Below are 17,587 nucleotides of genomic sequence, written 5' to 3'. Positions count from 1 at the left end.
TCGATGATCTCAAGGAGGAGCGAACGTGCTCACCATCGGTGACAAGTTCCCCGAGTACGACCTGACCGCCTGCGTCGACCTCGACCCGGAGAAGGCGTTCGCGCAGATCGACCAGAAGACCTACGAGGGCAAGTGGCGGGTCGTCTTCTTCTGGCCCAAGGACTTCACCTTCGTCTGCCCGACCGAGATCGCCGCCTTCGGCAAGCTCAACGAGGAGTTCGCGGACCGCGACGCCCAGGTCCTCGGCGTCTCCGGCGACTCCGAGTTCGTGCACCACGCCTGGCGCAAGGACCACCCCGACCTGCGCGACCTGCCCTTCCCGATGCTGGCCGACCCCAAGCACGAGCTGATGCGGGCCTGCGGCGTCGAGGGCGAGGACGGCTACGCCCAGCGCGCCGTCTTCATCGTGGACCCGAACAACGAGATCCAGTTCACCATGGTCACCGCGGGCTCCGTCGGCCGGAACCCCAAGGAGGTCCTGCGGGTGCTCGACGCCCTGCAGACCGACGAGCTGTGCCCCTGCAACTGGAACAAGGGCGAGACCACCCTGGACCCCGTCGCGCTCCTCGCGGGTGAGTGACCATGGCCCTTGACGAGCTGAAGGCCGCCCTCCCCGACTACGCCAAGGACCTCAGGCTCAACCTGGGCTCGGTCGTCGGCAACTCCGACCTGTCCGAGCAGCAGCTCTGGGGCACCGTGCTGGCCTGCGCGATCGCCTCGCGCAGCGCGCGCGTGCTGGCCGAGCTGGAGCCGCAGGCCCGCGAGCACCTGTCGGAGCAGGCGTACACCGCCGCCAAGTCCGCCGCCGCGATCATGGCGATGAACAACGTCTACTACCGGACGCTGCACCTGCTCTCCGACAAGGAGTACGGGACGATGCGGGCCGGCCTGCGGATGAACGTCATCGGCAACCCGGGCGTGGACAAGGTCGACTTCGAGCTGTGGTCGTTCGCCGTCTCCGCGATCAACGGGTGCGGCATGTGCCTGGACTCGCACGAGCAGGTGCTCCGCAAGGCGGGCGTGCCCCGCGAGACCGTCCAGGAGGCGACGAGGATCGCAGCGGTCGTCGCCGCGGTCGCCACCACCCTGGACGCCGAGGGCGTCCTCGCCTCCGTGTGACGGCACCCCCGCGCGGCACCCCCGCGTGACAGCACGCCGAAGGCCGCCCCGGGCTCCTGCCCGGGGCGGCCTTCGGCTCCCGGCGTTGCGGGGTCCCGGCGTTGCGGGGTCCCGGGGACGGCCGGGGGCCCGGAGGTGCTCAGGAGTCCCCGACCGGCGCGCTCCCGCCGTCCGCCGCCAGGGGCCGCTCCGGCGGCGCGGGCGCCGCGGCGTCCGGCAGCGGCGGGGCGGCGGCCTCCGCGGCGGCGTCCGGCCCGGCCGCCTCGCGGGTGCGGTCCTCCTTGGCCGCCTCCAGGGCGTGCTCCTCCTTGGCCGCCTCCAGAGCCGTGAAGACCTCGTTCCCCGCCGCGTTGCGGCGGCGCAGGTACCCGACCACGGTGTTGGTGACCGCCACCAGCGGCACCGCGACGACCGCCCCGCCGATGCCGGCGAGGATGGACCCGGCCGCGACCGCCAGCACCACGGCCAGCGGGTGGACCCGCACGGCCCGGCCGAGGATCAGCGGCTGGAGCAGGTGCCCCTCGATCTGCTGGACCAGCACCAGCACCACCAGCACCATCACGGCCGTGAAGACGCCCTGGGTGACGATCGCGATCAGCACGGCGATGGTGCCGGTGACCAGCGCACCGACCAGGGGGACGAACGCCCCCAGGAAGATGATCACTGCGAGCGGCACGGCGAGCGGGACGTGCAGGAACGCCAGGCCGATGCCGATGCAGACCGAGTCGATGAAGGCCACCAGCACGGTGCCCCGCACGTAGCTGGTGAGCGTCGCCCACGCCCGCGGGCCCGCCCCGGCCATGGCGTACCGGGAGTGGCGGGGCAGGCCGCGCAGCGTCCACTGCCAGATCCGCTCGCCGTCGTAGAGCAGGAAGAAGGTGCAGAAGGCCGCCAGCACGACGCCGGTCAGCACCTCCACCGCGATGGTGACGCCGGTGAAGCCGGCCGAGGTGATGGCCTCGGAGTTGGTCCCTATCGCCTTCGAGATCTGCTTGGCGAAGTCGCCGATCTGCTTGTCCGTCAGGTGCAGCGGCCCCTTGACCAGCCAGCCGCGCAGCTTGTCGACGCCCTCCTGGACGCGGCTGGTGACCGACCCCAGGTTGGTGGACACCTGCCACACCACGAACCAGCCGACCAGCCCGATGCCCACCAGTCCGCTGAGGAAGGTGCCCGCCGCCGCCAGCGACTTCGGCAGCCCCTGCCGGCGCAGCCAGGCGACGGTGGGCTGCAGCAGGGCCGTGATGAGGATCGCGGCGATGAACGCGAGCGCCACCAGCCGCAGGGTGGTGACCACCCGGAAGACGACGTACAGCGCCGCGCCCAGCAGCAGCAGCCGCCAGGCGCCCTCGGCGGCGACCCGGACACCCCAGGGCACCGCCTCCGCCGGGGTGGCCGCCCGGCCCGGGTGGAGGTCCCGCTCGTAGGCGGGGGGTCCGGCCGGGGCGGCCTGCGCCGGTCCGGCGGGCGACGGCTCGTCCCCGTACGGGTCCCTCCGCTCGGCCTCACGGCGGCGCTCCTCCAGCCGGGCCGCGGCGGACCTCCCCCACGCCACCACGCTGCGTCTGTCGGCCCGCGACACTGGCGACACCGTCCCTCTCCCCTGGCTCTGCGCGGCCGGGCTGCGGCCTGCGGTGAGTCCCGGCGCGCACACCGGATGTGTGCTCGACCGTACCCGCTGTCCGGGTGTCCAATTCGTGCAGGACGCGGGAGGGTCCGGGGAGTCGGAGATGATTCCGGGTCAAAGACGGCGATCACGGCGGTTTCCGGCGCACCGGGCCCGGGAACGGGAGCCGGTGCGGGCGGGCCGCACACACCCCGCCCGGGCGGTCCGCCGGCGGGGCGACCCCTTCCGGCAGCCGCGGCGGCGGCCGTGCGGACGGGGACGCCCCCGACCCGGGAGGGTCGGGGGCGTCGGCCGGCCGTGCTGCACGGGGCCGGGGCGCGCGGGGGGCGGCGCCGGGACGGGTGGGCCCCTCCCGGAACCGGTCGCCCGGTGCCGTCCGGCTCAGTACCAGTTGTGCGCCTGCCAGAAGCTCCAGGCGCCGCAGGGGCTGCCGTACCGGGAGTTCATGTAGTTCAGGCCCCACTTGATCTGGGTGGCGGGGTTGGTGCGCCAGTCCGCGCCGGCCGAGGCCATCTTGGAGCCGGGCAGCGCCTGGACGAGGCCGTAGGCGCCGGAGCTGGCGTTGGTGGCCTGGTAGTTCCAGCCGCTCTCGCGCTCCACGATGTTCGAGAAGCACTGGAACTGTGTGTCGTTGCCGATGATGGAGCGGGCCAGCGCCTGGACCGATCCGGGGGACACGTCGACGACGGGCGCGGCGAGGAGCGCGCGCGCCTTGGCGCGGCTGGCGGCCTCGGCCTTGCGCTTGGCCTCCGCCTCGGCGGCGGCCTTGGCCTTCCGCTCGGCCTCCGCCTTGGCCTTGGCGACCTCGGCGACGCGCTTGCGGGCCGCCTCCTCGGCGGCCTTCTTGGCGGCGGCGTCGGCGGCGCTGGCCTGTGCGTCGGCCTGTCGGCCGATGTTGTCGCTGATGGTCTGCGCCTGGGCGCCGGAGGGGATGTCCGCGAGCAGGGTGGCGCCGGCGACATCGACCGTCTGCGTGGTCTTGCCCTCGCTGCCCGACGCAACGCCCACGACGGCACCGACTGCGGTGACGGCGGTGGCGGAGGCCACGGCGACTCCCCGGACCGAGATCCGAGTCACATGGTTTCCTTCCAGCATCGACCGCGCGTGACCGTGCGGACGCGACCTAGCCCCTGTCGCTGGCCTCCACCGGTGCCGGTCACGGGAGGCGCTGGCCCGCTGCCCCGGTGGGACGGGACGTGGATCTCGGGCGGCGTACGGCTTCACCGGTCTTCAGTTGTTCGCACACACCGTCACCGTGAAGTGGCGACGCCGCCGCCCGGAGGCGGCTTGTCACGCCGTACGCGGGGCCTGACAGAACCCACACCATGCCCGACGGAGACGTGTCCACGCAATTCCCGGTTGCGTGTCGAAATTCACACGCCTCATCCACCTGGGACTTCGGGGTTCTCCCCCCGCAGGCCTTGAGGCGGCGTTAATCTTTCGGGCCCTCCGCCGGGCGGAGCAGGGGAGTTGGGGGCGCGCCGGGGGCGCGACGGGGCGGACCCCGCGCCGCCGGGGACGCCGACCGGCGGGGCCGGAAAGCGGACGAAAGGGGCGGCGGCCGGGAAGGGGAGCGGAAGGGGCGCGGAAAGGAGGAAGGGGCCGGGCGAAGGCCCGACCCCTTTTGACGCCAATTATTCTTTTCTGTCCTTTTTGGCGCCGCGGCCGCCGGGGCCGCTACGGCTGCTACGGCTGCACGTCCTCCAGCATCTCGGTGACGAGGGCCGCGATCGGCGACCGCTCCGAACGGGTCAGCGTGATGTGGGCGAAGAGCGGGTGCCCCTTCAGCTTCTCCACCACCGCGACCACCCCGTCGTACCGGCCCACCCTCAGGTTGTCGCGCTGGGCCACGTCGTGGGTCAGCACCACCCGGGAGCCCTGGCCGATCCGGGAGAGGACCGTGAGCAGCACGTTCCGCTCCAGCGACTGCGCCTCGTCGACGATCACGAACGCGTCGTGCAGCGACCGGCCCCGGATGTGGGTCAGCGGCAGCACCTCCAGCATCCCGCGCCCGACGACCTCCTCGATGACGTCCGCGGTGGTCACCGCCGAGAGGGTGTCGAAGACCGCCTGCGCCCAGGGGCTCATCTTCTCGGCCTCGCTGCCCGGCAGGTAGCCGAGCTCCTGGCCGCCGACCGCGTACAGCGGCCGGAACACCATCACCTTGCGGTGCTGCCGGCGCTCGAGCACGGCTTCCAGCCCCGCGCAGAGCGCCAGCGCGGACTTGCCGGTGCCGGCCCGCCCGCCCATCGACACGATGCCCACCTCGGGGTCGAGCAGCAGGTCGAGGGCGACCCGCTGCTCGGCGCTGCGGCCGCGCAGTCCGAACGCCTCCCGGTCGCCGCGGACCAGCCGCACCCGGCCGTCCCCGGCGACCCGCCCCAGCGCGCGCCCGCGCTCGGAGGTCAGCACCAGGCCGGTGTGCACGGGCAGGTCGCGGGCCTGCTCGATGTCCACCCCGTCCTGGGCGAAGAGCGCGTCCACCTCCTCGCCGGAGACCTGGAGCTCGGACATGCCGGTCCAGCCGGAGGTGATGGCCAGCTCCGCCCGGTACTCCTCCGCGAGGAGGCCGACCGAGCTCGCCTTGATGCGCATCGGCAGGTCCTTGGAGACGACGGTGACGTCGTACCCCTCGGCCTGGAGGTTGCGGGCGACCGCGAGGATGCGGGTGTCGCTGTCGCCGAGCCGGTAGCCGGCCGGGAGCACGGAGGGGTCGGAGTGGTTGAGCTCCACCCTGATGGTGCCGCCGATCTCGCCGACCGGGATCGGCTCGTCCAGCCGCCCGAACCGGACCCGGTAGTCGTCCAGGAGCCGCAGCGCCTGGCGGGCGAAGTAGCCCAGCTCCGGGTGGTGCCGCTTGGCCTCGAGCTCGGTGACCACGACCACCGGGAGCACGACCTCGTGCTCCTCGAAACGGGTCATGGCCATCGGGTCGGCCAGGAGCACGCTGGTGTCGAGAACGTACGTGCGCCGGTCGTGCGTCCGGCGGCTCTTGGAACTGACCACAAGGCCTCCCGGGCGGATGACCCTTCGTCATCCGCGGCTCACCGGTCCCCGCGGCCCCGATGGGCGAGGTCCCGGTCTGGCGGGAGTATTCCCTCGCGGTGGCCGGTGCATGCGGCCGAAGGGCAACTGACGGATCATCCGCCGGGGGCGTTTGCCCTTGTGGGAGGGGGGTATCGGACTCTTTCCGCACCCGTTGCGGCGGGAGCGGGAGGACCGGGTGCCCTGCGGGCGGTCCCGTCCGGTCCCGTTCACACGGCGTTCGCCCGGGCGGCGCCCGCCCGCCGCGCCGGACGGGAAGGGCCTGCCGCCGGGGAGGGCCTGCCGCCGAGGAGGACGGGCGGGGCGGGCGAGGAGGGCGGGCGGGGGCCTCAGCCCCCGAAGCGCCGGTTGCGCACCGCGTAGTCCCGCAGCGCCCGCAGGAAGTCCACCTTCCGGAACGCCGGCCAGTACGCCTCGCAGAAGTAGAACTCGCTGTGGGCGCTCTGCCAGAGGAGGAAGCCCGACAGCCGCTGCTCGCCCGAGGTGCGGATCACCAGGTCGGGGTCGGGCTGGCCGCGGGTGTAGAGGTGGGCGGCGATGGACTCGGTGTCGAGGGTGTCGGCCAGGTCGTCGAGGGAGGTGCCGAGGGCCGCGTGCTCCTGGAGCAGCGACCGCACCGCGTCGGCGATCTCGTGCCGGCCGCCGTAGCCGACGGCGACGTTGACGAGGATGCCGTCCACGCCGTGGGTGGCCTGCTCGGCGTCCTTGAGGACCCGGGAGGTGCTCTCCGGGAGCAGGTCGAGGGCGCCCACCGGGTGCACGCGCCAGCGGCGGGCCTCCGCCATGCCCCGCACCGCGTCCTCGATGATCCCCAGCAGCGGGACCAGCTCCTCGGCCGGGCGGCCGAGGTTGTCGGTGGAGAGCAGCCAGAGGGTGACGACCTCGACGCCGGTCTCGTCGCACCAGCCCAGGAACTCCTGGATCTTGTCGGCGCCCCGGCGGTGCCCGTCGGCCGTGCTGATGCCGGCGGCCCGGGCCCAGCGGCGGTTGCCGTCGAGCATGACGCCCACGTGCCGCGGCGTCCGGGCAGGGTCGAGGTGCGCCTCGACGCGGCGCCCGTACACCCCGTAGACCAGGTTCCGCAGACCCGGCGTGCGATAGACCAGGTCCCGCAGACCCATGGTGCTCAGCCCCTCCGTGCGCTTGCCCGCGAGCAGGGTACTCCGGTCGGCCGTACGCAGACGAAACCCCCTGGTGGACGGGCGGCCCGGGGCCGTTATTGTTTACACGAACAACAAACTCGAAAGGCCCCGACCTGATGATCCCTTCCCCCCACCGGGCCGCCGAGGACCGCTACGACGGCCGCATGGAGTACCGCCGCACCGGCCGGAGCGGGCTGAAGCTGCCGGCCGTCTCGCTCGGCCTGTGGCACAACTTCGGCGACGACCGGCCGATGGAGACCCAGCGCGCCATCCTGCGCCGCGCCTTCGATCTGGGCGTCACCCACTTCGACCTGGCGAACAACTACGGCCCGCCCTACGGCTCGGCCGAGGCGAACTTCGGCCGCCACCTCGCCGCCGACTTCCGCCCGTACCGCGACGAGCTGGTGATCTCCACCAAGGCCGGGTACGACATGTGGCCCGGCCCGTACGGCGAGTGGGGCTCGCGCAAGTACCTGCTGTCCAGCCTCGACCAGTCGCTGACCCGCATGGGCCTGGACCACGTCGACATCTTCTACTCGCACCGCTTCGACCCGGAGACGCCCCTGGAGGAGACCATGGGCGCCCTGGCCTCCGCGGTGCAGCAGGGCAAGGCGCTGTACGTCGGCATCTCCTCCTACAACGCGGAGCGGACCCGCGAGGCCGCGGCGATCCTCGCCGACCTGGGCGTGCCGCTGCTGATCCACCAGCCCTCCTACTCCATGCTCAACCGCTGGCTGGAGGAGGACGGCCTGCTGGACGTGCTGGAGGAGGCGGGCGCCGGCTGCATCGGCTTCGCGCCGCTGGCGCAGGGGCTGCTCACCGACAAGTACCTGCGCGGCGTCCCCGAGGGCTCCCGCGCGACCCAGGGCAAGTCGCTGGACCCGTCCTCCCTCACCGAGGAGACGCTGGGCAAGCTGCGCGCCCTCAACGGCATCGCGGAGCGCCGCGGCCAGACGCTGGCCCAGCTGGCGCTGACCTGGCTGCTGCGCGACGAGCGGGTGACCTCGGCGCTGATCGGCGCCTCGTCGGTGGCCCAGCTGGAGGCGAACGTGGCGGCGGTCCACGGGCCGCGCCTGACCGACGAGGAGCTGGCGGAGATCGACCGGTACGCCACCGACGCGGACCTCAACCTCTGGGCGCGCTCCACGGAGGCCTGAGAGGGCGCCCGGGGACCGGGGAGCGCTCCCCGGGGCACTGCAGGAAGGCCCGTCACCGCGGCCGGCGGGGGCGGGCCTTCAGCCTTCCTGATGCCTTCCTTAAGGGAGCCGTAAGGGGATGCACCGGCCTTGACGCCCGGTAGGGGTCCAGCCCACGGTGTGGGGCGCGGTTCCGGCGCGCCCCGGGTGCACGGGACGGGTCGCGCCGCGCCCCCTTCCCTTCCTCCCCACCGGGCCCTCGCGTCCTCCCCCGGTCGCGGCGGCCGCCCGCACGCAAGGAGACCCGCATCCATGGGACGTGCTGCCCACAGACGGCGCAGGCGCGCCGTCGGAGCCCTCGCCGCCGGCGCCGCCGCACTCGCCGCGGCCGCGGCCGCGACGGCCCTCGCACCGGGCGGTGCCAGCGCTGCCGACGGCAACCAGGTCGTCAACGGCGGTTTCGAGGCCGGCTCCGAGGCGAACTGGACCTGCTCCGGGAAGGCGTCCGTCACCACGGCGTCCGTGCACGCGGGCACGTACGCCCTGAAGTCCACGCCGAGCGCCACCGACACCGGGCAGTGCCAGCAGAAGGTGTCCGTGCGGCCGAACACCGCCTACACGCTGAGCGCCTGGGTGCAGGGCCCCTTCGTGTACCTGGGGACGAAGGGGAACGGGACCACCGACGTCTCCACCTGGACGACCTCGTCGTCCTGGAGCCAGCTGAGCACCACCTTCCGCACCGGCGCCTCCACCACCAGCGTCACCGTCTACGTGCACGGCTGGTACGCGCAGGGCGCCTTCGGCGCGGACGACGTCGTGCTGACCGGCCCCGGCGGCGCGGCGAGCCCCTCCCCGCCGGCGTCCCCGGCCGCGCAGCCCTCGCAGTCCCCCACGGCGCAGCCGTCCGCGTCGCCGGCCTCGCAGCCCGCGACCTCCCCGTCGCCGGCCTCGCAGTCCCCCGCCTCCGCCCCGCCGCCGTCGGCCTCGCAGCCCCCGTCCGGCGGCCTGCCGGGGCACCTCGTGACCGGCTACTGGCAGGACTTCGACAACGGCGCGGCGGTGCAGCGGCTCCGCGACGTCCAGGACGCGTACGACATCGTCGCCGTCGCCTTCGCCGACGCCGACCCGTCCCGGCCCGGCGGCATCACCTTCGCCCTCGACCCGGCGCTCTCCTCGAAGCTGGGCGGCTACACGGACGACGACTTCAAGGCCGACATCGCCGCGAAGCACGCGGCCGGCAAGAAGGTCGTGCTCTCGGTCGGCGGGCAGAACGGCGCCGTCCCGGTCACCGACTCCGCCGCGGCGGCGAACTTCGCCGACAGCGCGTACGCGCTGATGCGGCAGTACGGCTTCGACGGGATCGACATCGACCTGGAGAACGGCGTCGACGCCACGTCCATGGCCCAGGCGCTGCACACCCTGGCGTCCGAGGCCGGACCGGGCTTCGTGCTCACCATGGCGCCCGAGACCCTCGGGATGGACAGCACCGACAGCGCCTACTTCCGGCTGGCGCTGGCGGTGAAGGACGTCCTGACCGTCGTCAACACCCAGTTCTACAACTCGGGTCCGATGAACGGCTGCGACGGCAGGGTCCACCCCCAGGGCACGGTCGACTTCATCACCTCCCAGGTCTGCACCCAGGTCCAGGGGGGCCTCGACCCCTCCCAGATCGGCATCGGCGTCCCCGCCTCCGCGAGCGCGGCGGGCAGCGGCTACGTGCAGCCGTCCGTGGTGGACGACGCCCTGGACTGCCTGACGGCCGGCGAGCACTGCGGCTCCTTCGTGCCGCCGGCGAAGTGGCCCGGCATCAGGGGCGCGATGGCCTGGTCGGCCAACTGGGACGCGGCGAACGGCAACGCCTTCTCGGACACGGTGGGCGCCCACGTCCACGCCCTGCCGTAGACGGCGGCCCCACGGCGGTCGGCCCCGGCGCACCGCACGCGCCGGGGCCGCCGCACGTCCGGGACCGGGACCCGGCTCTCCGGGACCCGGCTCTCCGGGGGGCGGCGCCGGAGCGGCTCAGGCCGCCAGCAGCACCGCCGCCAGGGCGCCCCCCAGCATGAACGGGCCGAAGGGCAGCGGGTCGGCGCCGCGGGCCCGGCCGGTGGCGAGCAGCACCGCGCCGTGGAGCCCGGCGAGCAGGAAGCCCGCGAAGACGCCCGCGAGGACGGCGCCCCACCCGTACCAGCCGAGCAGCGCGCCGAGCGTGGGGGCGAGCTTGGCGTCGCCGAGGCCCATCGGGGCGACCAGCGCCGTCGCGCCGTAGAGCGCGCCCAGGGCGAGGGCGGCGAGCAGGCAGCGCGGCAGGACGCCGGGCCGCCCCGAGCCGAGGGCCGCGGCGACGAGCAGGACCGCGGTGCCGGCGAAGGCGGGGAGGGTCAGCGCGTCGGGGAGCCGGTGCTCGGCGGCGTCCACGAAGGCGAGGGGCACCCCGAGCAGCGCCGCCCAGCAGAGCGGGGCCGCGACGGGCGCGAGGCCGACGGCGGCGCCGAGCAGGGCCAGGGCGGCCGCGGCGGCGGCCTGCACGGCGGGCAGCCGGGGAGCGCCGGTGTGGCGGGCGGCGGCGGCGCGCAGCCAGGGCCCGGCGGCCAGTCCGAGCGCTGCCCCGGCCAGTGCGCCGGCGGTGTCCGGATGCGGCACGGCGTCCTCCCCCTGTGGACGGGCCCGGCTGTGCGGGCTCTGCGGACGGGCCCGGCCGTGCGGGCCCGGCTGCGCGGGCCCGGCTGTGCGGCCTCCCGGTGCGCGGTCCTCCGCGTCCGGGCCCGGCGGCGGGCGGGCGCGGGCCGCCGCGCGCGAGTCTAGGCGGCGCCGCTCCCGGACGCGGCCCCTCCGGCGGCACCCGGGGACGGCCGGGCACAGGGGGCGCGCGGGCGGCGGGAAGCGCCGTGGGCGTGCGGGCGGGTTTTGATTCGCGTGGCGGACAACACGGGGCGGCGGGCGGGGCCGACCCGTAGAGTGGCCGGCATGCAGGTGATCCAGTCCAGCAAACTCGCCAATGTCTGCTACGACATCCGCGGGCCGGTGCTCGACGAGGCCATGCGGCTGGAGGACGAGGGCCACCGCGTCCTGAAGCTCAACACCGGGAACCCGGCGACCTTCGGCTTCGAGGCGCCCCCGGAGATCCTGCAGGACATCCTCCGGAACCTCGCCACGGCCCACGGCTACGGCGACTCCAAGGGCCTGCTCGCCGCCCGCCGCGCCGTGGTCATGCACTACGAGGAGCGCGGGCTGCACGGCCTCACCGTGGACGACGTCTACCTGGGCAACGGCGTCTCCGAGCTGATCCAGATGTCGATGCAGGCCCTGCTGGACGACGGCGACGAGGTGCTGGTCCCGGCGCCGGACTACCCGCTGTGGACGGCGTCGGTGAGCCTGGCCGGCGGCACGGCGGTGCACTACCGCTGCGACGAGCAGGCGGACTGGTACCCGGACCTGGCCGACATCGAGGCGAAGGTCACCGACCGCACCCGGGCGATCGTGGTGATCAACCCGAACAACCCGACCGGCGCGGTCTACCCCGTGGAGGTGCTGGAGGGCCTGGTGGAGATCGCCCGGCGGCACCGGCTGCTGGTCTACTCGGACGAGATCTACGACAAGATCCTCTACGACGGCACCACCCACACCCCCACCGCCTCGCTCGCCCCGGACCTGCTCTGCGTCACCTTCAACGGCCTGTCGAAGGCGTACCGGGTGGCGGGCTTCCGCTCGGGGTGGATGGCGCTGTCCGGCCCCAAGGAGCACGCCTCCAGCTACATCGAGGGGCTGTCGGTCCTGGCCAACATGCGGCTGTGCGCCAACATGCCGGCCCAGCACGCGGTGGCGGCGGCGCTCGGCGGCCGGCAGTCGATCAAGGACCTGGTCCTGCCCGGCGGGCGGCTGCTGGAGTCGCGGGACGCGGCGTGGCGGCTGCTCAACGACATCCCCGGGGTCAGCTGCGTCAAGCCGAAGGGCGCGCTGTACGCGTTCCCGCGGCTGGACCCCAAGGTCCACAAGGTGAAGGACGACGCCCAGATGGTGCTGGACCTGCTGCGGTCCCAGCACATCCTGGTGGTGCAGGGCACCGGCTTCAACTGGCCCGAGCCCGACCACTTCCGGCTGGTGACCCTGCCGCGGCCGGAGGACGTCACCGACGCGGTGACCCGGATCGGCGACTTCCTGCAGGGCTACGCGCAGCCCTGACTGGCCGCCGCGGCACTCCCGGCCCCGCCCCTCGCCCCCTTCCGCTCCCCTTCCGCGGCACGTGCCGTCCCGCGGCCCGAACCGCCGCTCCGGCCCGGGCGGGCCGCCCCCGCGTCCCGGCCGCTCCGGATTTAGACTTGGTCCAAGTCCAGTTCCGGATGACCTCACCGCAGGGAGCGCCCATGTACGAGCCGATACGGCACAGGTCCGTGCACACGCTCCGGGAACCCGCCCCCGCGCACCCGCACGCCGTCCGCCACAACAGCAGCGACCGCGTGCCGGCGCCGTCCGCCCGGCCCGCCCACCTGCGGCAGCAGCTCGCCCGGCACCTCGGCGCCCTGCTCGACGCCACCACCGACCTGCGGCGCGCCACCGACGCCGCCGGCGGCGCGGCCGACCCGGCGCTCGCCGCGCACCGCGCCGACCTGGACGACGCCGCCCGGCGTATCGCGGCACGGATCGCGGAGCTCGCCCCCGCGGGCGGGCCGCCGCCCGGCGGCCGCCCCTCCCCCGCGCCCGCCCCGGCCGGGCGCGGCCTCGCCGCCCTGCACGCCCGGGCCCACGCCCTGGCCGGCCGGGTCCTCGTCGTGGCCGCCGCGCAGCAGGACACGGCCACCGCCATGCTCGCCTGCCTCCGCATGGACGCCCACGACGCCGCCCGCCGCGCCCCGGGCACCGCCCCCGCGGCCTGAACCGCGGCGGCCCGGCCGCGCCCCGGCCCGGCCGCACCGGGGACCGGGCGCGGCACCGGGCCCGGGAACGCCGACGGCCGGAGTCCCGGTCCAGGCGATCGGTGGTCGGGGCGATCGCCTGGCCGGGGCTCCGGCCGTGCGGTGGAGTGCTGCCGAGGGCCCGTCAGCCCAGGCGCTCGACGAGCTTCTCGTACTCGTCCCACAGCTCGCGCGGGGTGTGGTCCCCGAAGAGCTCCAGGTGCTCCGGGATGAGCGCGGCCTCCTGCTTCCAGATCTCGCGGTCGACGGAGAGCAGCAGCTCGATGTCGTCCTGGGTGAGGTCCAGGCCCTTGAGGTCGAGGGTGTCCTCGGTCGGCAGGATGCCGATCGGGGTCTCCACGCCCTCGACGGTGCCCTCCAGGCGCTCGACGATCCACTTGAGCACGCGGCTGTTCTCGCCGAAGCCCGGCCAGACGAACTTGCCGTCGGCGTTCTTGCGGAACCAGTTCACGTAGTAGATCTTCGGCAGCCCGGCCGGGTCGGCCTGCTTGCCCAGCTTGATCCAGTGGCCGAAGTAGTCGCCCATGTTGTAGCCGCAGAACGGCAGCATCGCGAACGGGTCGCGGCGCAGCTCGCCCACGGTGCCCTCGGCCGCCGCGGTCTTCTCGCTGGCGACGTTGGCGCCCAGGAAGACGCCGTGCTGCCAGTCGAAGGACTCGGTGACCAGCGGGACGGCGCTCGCCCGGCGGCCGCCGAAGAGGATGGCCGAGATCGGGACGCCGGCCGGGTCCTCCCACTCGGGGGCGATGGTCGGGCACTGCGCGGCCGGGACGGCGAACCGGGCGTTGGGGTGGGCGGCGGGGTTGCCGCTCTCCGGCGTCCAGTCGTTGCCGCGCCAGTCGGTGAGGTGCGCCGGGGGCTCGTCGGTGAGGCCCTCCCACCAGACGTCGCCGTCGTCGGTCAGCGCGACGTTGGTGAAGACGGTGTTGCCCCACAGGGTGTCGATGGCGTTGGCGTTGGTGGCCGTGCCGGTGCCGGGGGCGACGCCGAAGAAGCCCGCCTCGGGGTTGATGGCCCGCAGCGTGCCGTCCTCGCCGAAGCGCATCCAGGCGATGTCGTCACCGATGGTCTCGACCTTCCAGCCCGGGATGGTCGGCTGGAGCATGGCGAGGTTGGTCTTGCCGCACGCGGACGGGAAGGCCGCCGCGACGTACTTCGGGGCGCCGGTCGGCGGGGTGAGCTTGAGCACGAGCATGTGCTCGGCCAGCCAGCCCTCGTCGCGGGCCATGGTCGAGGCGATCCGCAGCGCGTAGCACTTCTTGCCGAGGAGGGCGTTGCCGCCGTAGCCGGAGCCGAAGGACCAGATCTCGCGGGTCTCCGGGAAGTGCGAGATGTACTTGGTGGTGTTGCAGGGCCACGCGACGTCGTCCTGGCCGGGCTCCAGCGGGGCGCCGACGCTGTGGACGGCGCGGACGAAGTCGCCGTCCTCGCCGAGGTGGTCGAGCACGGCGCGGCCCATGCGGGTCATGACGCGCATCGAGACGGCGACGTAGGCGGAGTCGGTGATCTCGACGCCGTAGGCGGCCAGCGGGGAGCCGACCGGGCCCATGGAGAAGGGCACGACGTACATGGTGCGGCCGCGCATGGAGCCCCGGAAGACGTCGGCGAAGATGCCGCGCATCTCGTCGGGGTGCTTCCAGTGGTTGGTCGGGCCCGCGTCCTCCTCCTTCTCGGAGCAGATGAACGTGCGGTCCTCGACGCGGGCGACGTCGCTGGGGTCAGAGGCGGCGTAGTAGGAGTTGGGGCGCTTCTCCGGGTTGAGCCGGGTGAAGGTGCCCTTCTCGACCAGCAGCTCGCACAGCCGCTGGTACTCCTCCTCCGAGCCGTCGCACCACTCGACGCGGTCGGGCTGGGTGAGCTCCGCGATCTCGTTCACCCAGGCCAGAAGTCGTTTGTGCTTGGTGGGGGCGGAGTTGCCGAGGGCAGAGTTCTCGTACGACACGATCGCTCCGTTTCACGCCGGTTCGTCCTTGAGCCGGCGTCGGGGTTGAGGGTTGTCGGCAGGGTATCCCCGTGGGGCTTTTAACGACATAGCGCCCCTCACGTCGAAGGGGCTTCTTCCGTGACTTTCCAGTGATCAAACGGGCGACGAACCGGAAAATCCGTCGCATCGAAGGCACAAGGGCGCACTGGTTGCACTCATGCGCGCCCGACCGAGTGACGAGCGCCACGTCATACCCCTCGGTAACCTACGGGTGCGTAGGTAGCATGTGGCCATGACTGCGGAGGACATCCCGGACCACGCGAAGACCGCACCCGCTCCCGCACCGGCGCGGACGCCCGGCGGCACCGGCTCCGGCACGCCCGACGGCCCCCTGGCCTCCCTCGAACGCGCCGCCGACCGCGTGGCCGACCACGTGGCCGAGGCGGTGCGCCCCGTGAAACCCAGACTGCGCGGCTGGCTGCACGCGGGCATGTTCCCCGCCTCGGTGGCGGCCGGCATCGTGCTGATCTGCCTCGCCGGCTCCCCCCAGGCCCGCGTCGCCTGCACCGTGTACTCGGTCTCGGCGTGGCTGCTCTTCGGCGTGAGCGCGGTCTACCACCGCTTCACCTGGGGCCCGCGCGGCGAGGCGGTGCTGCGCCGGCTCGACCACGCCAACATCTTCCTGATAATCGCAGGGACCTACACGCCCTTCACCCTGCTCCTGGTGGACGGCGGGCGGCAGCGGGTGCTGCTGTGGCTGGTGTGGGCGGGCGCACTCGCCGGGATCGGCTTCCGGGTCTTCTGGGTGGGGGCCCCGCGCTGGCTGTACACGCCCTGCTACCTGGCGCTGGGCTGGGCCGCGGTCTTCTTCCTGCCGGACTTCCTGCACCACGGCGGCGCCACCGTGCTCACCCTGATCGTGGTCGGCGGCCTGCTCTACAGCGCCGGCGGCGTGATCTACGGCCTCAAGCGCCCGAACCCGTCACCGCGCTGGTTCGGCTTCCATGAGGTCTTCCACTCGTTCACCCTGGCCGCCTTCATCGTGCAGTACGTGGGCGTGTCGATGGTGGCGTACTCGGCGGGCCGCTGACAGGAGCGGAAGGCCGGCCCGCGGGGGTCCGGCCCCGGGCGCGGCACCCGGGGCCGGACCCCCGCGGGCCTCGCGCGCCTCCCGTGCGCGGCGGCAGCGCTCGCAGTGGTCACCCGCCGCGGCTCCGCGCCGGGGCGCCCCCGCGGCCGGCCCGCGCCCGGCCGGGCCCGTACGCCACCGCAGCCGCTGCGACCAGGTCCGGGCCACGGACCCCATCGCCCAGCCCGCGCCCGCCCCGGCCACGGCCAGCACCAGCAGCCGCCCGCCGAGCAGGTAGGCGCCCACGACCACGCCGGCCGCGCCGACCGCCGCCGCTCCGCCCAGGATCCGACCGTCCACACCTTCTCCCTCAGCCGACCGAAGGTGACCGGACCGGGACACCCTACCTACCCACGGTGACAGTGCGGAGATGCGGGGAGGCGAACAGGACGTCAACTTCCGGGCAATTCGGCATGGAGGACTGCACGGCGCGGCACACCGGACGCTCCCGCCAGGGCGGCCCCGGGGCCCCGGCGGCGGAGGGCCCGCCGCCGCCCCGGGCAGGGCGCCGCGCCCCGCCGGGCGCCGCCGCACGGCCCGGGCGTCACGCGTCCCCGGGGCCGAACGCCAGGACCAGGCGGTCGGCGACCGGCCGGAAGCCCAGCCGGCGGTAGAGGGCGTTGCTGGTGGGGTTGGCCAGGTCGGTGATGAGCAGCACCTCGCGGACGCCCTGCGCCAGGGCGCGGGCGGCGACGGCGTGGGTGGCGCCCGCCGCGTAGCCGCGGCGGCGCAGCCCCGGCGGGGTGTGGACGGGGCCGATCCGCACCGTCCCGGCGGCCTCCGCGCTCACGCAGGCCATCGAGCCCGGACATCCGGCGTCCTCCCACAGCACGACCCCGCCGCGCGCGATGCGGGCCTCGACGTCGGCCGTGAAGTCCCGCAGCCGCTCACCCGTCTCGCGGCTGAACTCCTCGAACCAGCCGACGACCAGGTCGCGGTCGTCCGGGCGGGCCTCCCGGGCGGCGCCGGACGGCGCGGGGTCCGGGGCGGCGAGGGCGGCGAGGCGGTGCAGGAGCTCCTCGCGCCGCACGGAGACCGCGGCCCCGGTCGCGTCCCGCCATGCGGCGGCGAACGCCTCCGCGGCCGGGCGGTCCCCGCCGGCCCCGGGGAGGTCCCCGTCGCTCACCGCGAGGGCGGGCGCGAGCCCGGCGGCGGCGGCCGCGGGCATCCGTCCGAGCACCAGCGGGAAGGGCGGCGTCCGCAGGCAGGCCCCGGCGACCTCCTCCCCCGGCCCGGCACGCCACCAGCCGTACCGGGGCCGCCCGCCGCCGAACGCCTGCGGCCCGCGGCCGCGCACGGCGTCGGTCACGGTGAGGAGCACGGAGTTCTCCGCCGGGTGGGCGGCCAGGAAGCCGCCCGCCTCGCCCAGGAACTCCTCCACGTCGTCGGTCAGCCGCCAGCCCATGGCGGACATCCTGGGGGACCGGACGGCCGGGGCGCGAGCGGTTCGCGGACGGCGCCCCGCCGCCCGGACACCCCGGCACGCGGGCGCCCGGGCACGCGGGCGCCCCGGGCCGGGGCCGTTCCCGGGGGCCGCGGCCGCGCGGGCCCCGGGACA

The 17,587-nt window shown here is 74.4% G+C and carries 14 protein-coding genes; 7 read left to right on the top strand and 7 right to left on the bottom strand.

Going from position 1 to position 17,587, the window contains the following annotated elements; all coding sequences use genetic code 11:
• The first annotated feature begins 25 nt into the window (after positions 1-25).
• Positions 26-580: a peroxiredoxin gene (locus ACFY07_RS15330; RefSeq protein ID WP_230747079.1), complete on the top strand. Its 555-nt coding sequence runs from the start codon at positions 26-28 to the stop codon at positions 578-580.
• A gap of 2 nt (positions 581-582) precedes the next feature.
• Entirely contained in the window at positions 583-1,119 is a 537-nt protein-coding gene (locus ACFY07_RS15325; protein WP_390869086.1) for an alkyl hydroperoxide reductase, read from the top strand.
• A gap of 139 nt (positions 1,120-1,258) precedes the next feature.
• On the opposite strand, the gene ACFY07_RS15320 is transcribed toward ACFY07_RS15325, so the two are convergent.
• The 4 genes from ACFY07_RS15320 to ACFY07_RS15305 all read right to left on the bottom strand — a co-directional run bounded on the left by ACFY07_RS15320 (position 1,259) and on the right by ACFY07_RS15305 (position 6,909).
• Entirely contained in the window at positions 1,259-2,698 is a 1,440-nt protein-coding gene (locus tag ACFY07_RS15320) for an AI-2E family transporter (protein WP_390869117.1), read from the bottom strand.
• 426 nt (positions 2,699-3,124) lie between these two features.
• Positions 3,125-3,820: a transglycosylase SLT domain-containing protein gene (locus ACFY07_RS15315; protein WP_390869085.1), complete on the bottom strand. Its 696-nt coding sequence runs from the start codon at positions 3,818-3,820 to the stop codon at positions 3,125-3,127.
• Between the two features lie 609 nt (positions 3,821-4,429).
• Complete coding sequence (locus ACFY07_RS15310; RefSeq protein WP_230747076.1) at positions 4,430-5,749, bottom strand: PhoH family protein; 1,320 nt, start codon at positions 5,747-5,749, stop codon at positions 4,430-4,432.
• A 368-nt stretch (positions 5,750-6,117) separates the two neighbouring features.
• Positions 6,118-6,909, bottom strand: coding sequence for an isoprenyl transferase (locus ACFY07_RS15305; protein ID WP_390869084.1), 792 nt, complete (start codon positions 6,907-6,909; stop codon positions 6,118-6,120).
• A 137-nt stretch (positions 6,910-7,046) separates the two neighbouring features.
• On the opposite strand from ACFY07_RS15305, the gene mgrA reads away from it, so the two are divergent.
• The gene (gene mgrA, locus ACFY07_RS15300) at positions 7,047-8,087 is read left to right on the top strand and encodes an L-glyceraldehyde 3-phosphate reductase (protein WP_230747071.1); all 1,041 of its coding nucleotides are present in this window, start codon (positions 7,047-7,049) and stop codon (positions 8,085-8,087) included.
• 291 nt (positions 8,088-8,378) lie between these two features.
• Positions 8,379-9,968 (top strand): chitinase, encoded by a 1,590-nt coding sequence (locus tag ACFY07_RS15295; protein ID WP_390869083.1) that lies wholly within the window; start codon positions 8,379-8,381, stop codon positions 9,966-9,968.
• A gap of 117 nt (positions 9,969-10,085) precedes the next feature.
• On the opposite strand, the gene ACFY07_RS15290 is transcribed toward ACFY07_RS15295, so the two are convergent.
• A complete protein-coding gene (locus ACFY07_RS15290; protein ID WP_390869082.1) occupies positions 10,086-10,706 on the bottom strand; it encodes a prepilin peptidase in 621 nt (206 codons plus the stop codon).
• A 324-nt stretch (positions 10,707-11,030) separates the two neighbouring features.
• On the opposite strand from ACFY07_RS15290, the gene ACFY07_RS15285 reads away from it, so the two are divergent.
• Together ACFY07_RS15285 and ACFY07_RS15280 are read left to right on the top strand one after the other, a co-directional pair.
• Positions 11,031-12,245, top strand: coding sequence for a pyridoxal phosphate-dependent aminotransferase (locus tag ACFY07_RS15285; RefSeq protein ID WP_390869081.1), 1,215 nt, complete (start codon positions 11,031-11,033; stop codon positions 12,243-12,245).
• 182 nt (positions 12,246-12,427) lie between these two features.
• Positions 12,428-12,937, top strand: coding sequence for a hypothetical protein (locus tag ACFY07_RS15280; RefSeq protein WP_390869080.1), 510 nt, complete (start codon positions 12,428-12,430; stop codon positions 12,935-12,937).
• Positions 12,938-13,100: 163 nt separating this feature from the next.
• On the opposite strand, the gene ACFY07_RS15275 is transcribed toward ACFY07_RS15280, so the two are convergent.
• Positions 13,101-14,918 carry a phosphoenolpyruvate carboxykinase (GTP) gene (locus ACFY07_RS15275; RefSeq protein WP_390869079.1) on the bottom strand — a complete coding sequence of 606 codons (1,818 nt, stop codon included), beginning with the start codon at positions 14,916-14,918 and terminating at the stop codon, positions 13,101-13,103.
• 274 nt (positions 14,919-15,192) lie between these two features.
• On the opposite strand from ACFY07_RS15275, the gene ACFY07_RS15270 reads away from it, so the two are divergent.
• Entirely contained in the window at positions 15,193-15,990 is a 798-nt protein-coding gene (locus tag ACFY07_RS15270; RefSeq protein ID WP_390869078.1) for a hemolysin III family protein, read from the top strand.
• A 583-nt stretch (positions 15,991-16,573) separates the two neighbouring features.
• Here ACFY07_RS15270 and ACFY07_RS15265 read toward each other — a convergent pair.
• Complete coding sequence (locus ACFY07_RS15265) at positions 16,574-17,434, bottom strand: GNAT family N-acetyltransferase (RefSeq protein ID WP_390869077.1); 861 nt, start codon at positions 17,432-17,434, stop codon at positions 16,574-16,576.
• Positions 17,435-17,587 lie beyond the last annotated feature (153 nt).

Origin of the sequence: Streptomyces sp. NPDC001380, from assembly GCF_042895785.1 — a bacterium.
Lineage (GTDB): Bacteria > Actinomycetota > Actinomycetes > Streptomycetales > Streptomycetaceae > Peterkaempfera.
Note: the sequence above shows the minus strand (reverse complement) of the source record. Positions and strands in the feature narration are given on the sequence as shown.

Bases quoted from the DNA above. Each gene is read 5' to 3' on its own strand.
- ACFY07_RS15285 (WP_390869081.1), top strand. From the start codon at position 11,031: ATGCAGGTGATCCAGTCCAGCAAACTCGCCAATGTCTGCTACGACATC.
- ACFY07_RS15270 (WP_390869078.1), top strand. From the start codon at position 15,193: ATGACTGCGGAGGACATCCCGGACCACGCGAAGACCGCACCCGCTCCC.
- ACFY07_RS15295 (WP_390869083.1), top strand. From the start codon at position 8,379: ATGGGACGTGCTGCCCACAGACGGCGCAGGCGCGCCGTCGGAGCCCTC.
- mgrA (WP_230747071.1), top strand. From the start codon at position 7,047: ATGATCCCTTCCCCCCACCGGGCCGCCGAGGACCGCTACGACGGCCGC.
- ACFY07_RS15305 (WP_390869084.1), bottom strand. From the start codon at position 6,909: ATGGGTCTGCGGGACCTGGTCTATCGCACGCCGGGTCTGCGGAACCTG.
- ACFY07_RS15280 (WP_390869080.1), top strand. From the start codon at position 12,428: ATGTACGAGCCGATACGGCACAGGTCCGTGCACACGCTCCGGGAACCC.
- ACFY07_RS15265 (WP_390869077.1), bottom strand. From the start codon at position 17,434: ATGGGCTGGCGGCTGACCGACGACGTGGAGGAGTTCCTGGGCGAGGCG.
- ACFY07_RS15325 (WP_390869086.1), top strand. From the start codon at position 583: ATGGCCCTTGACGAGCTGAAGGCCGCCCTCCCCGACTACGCCAAGGAC.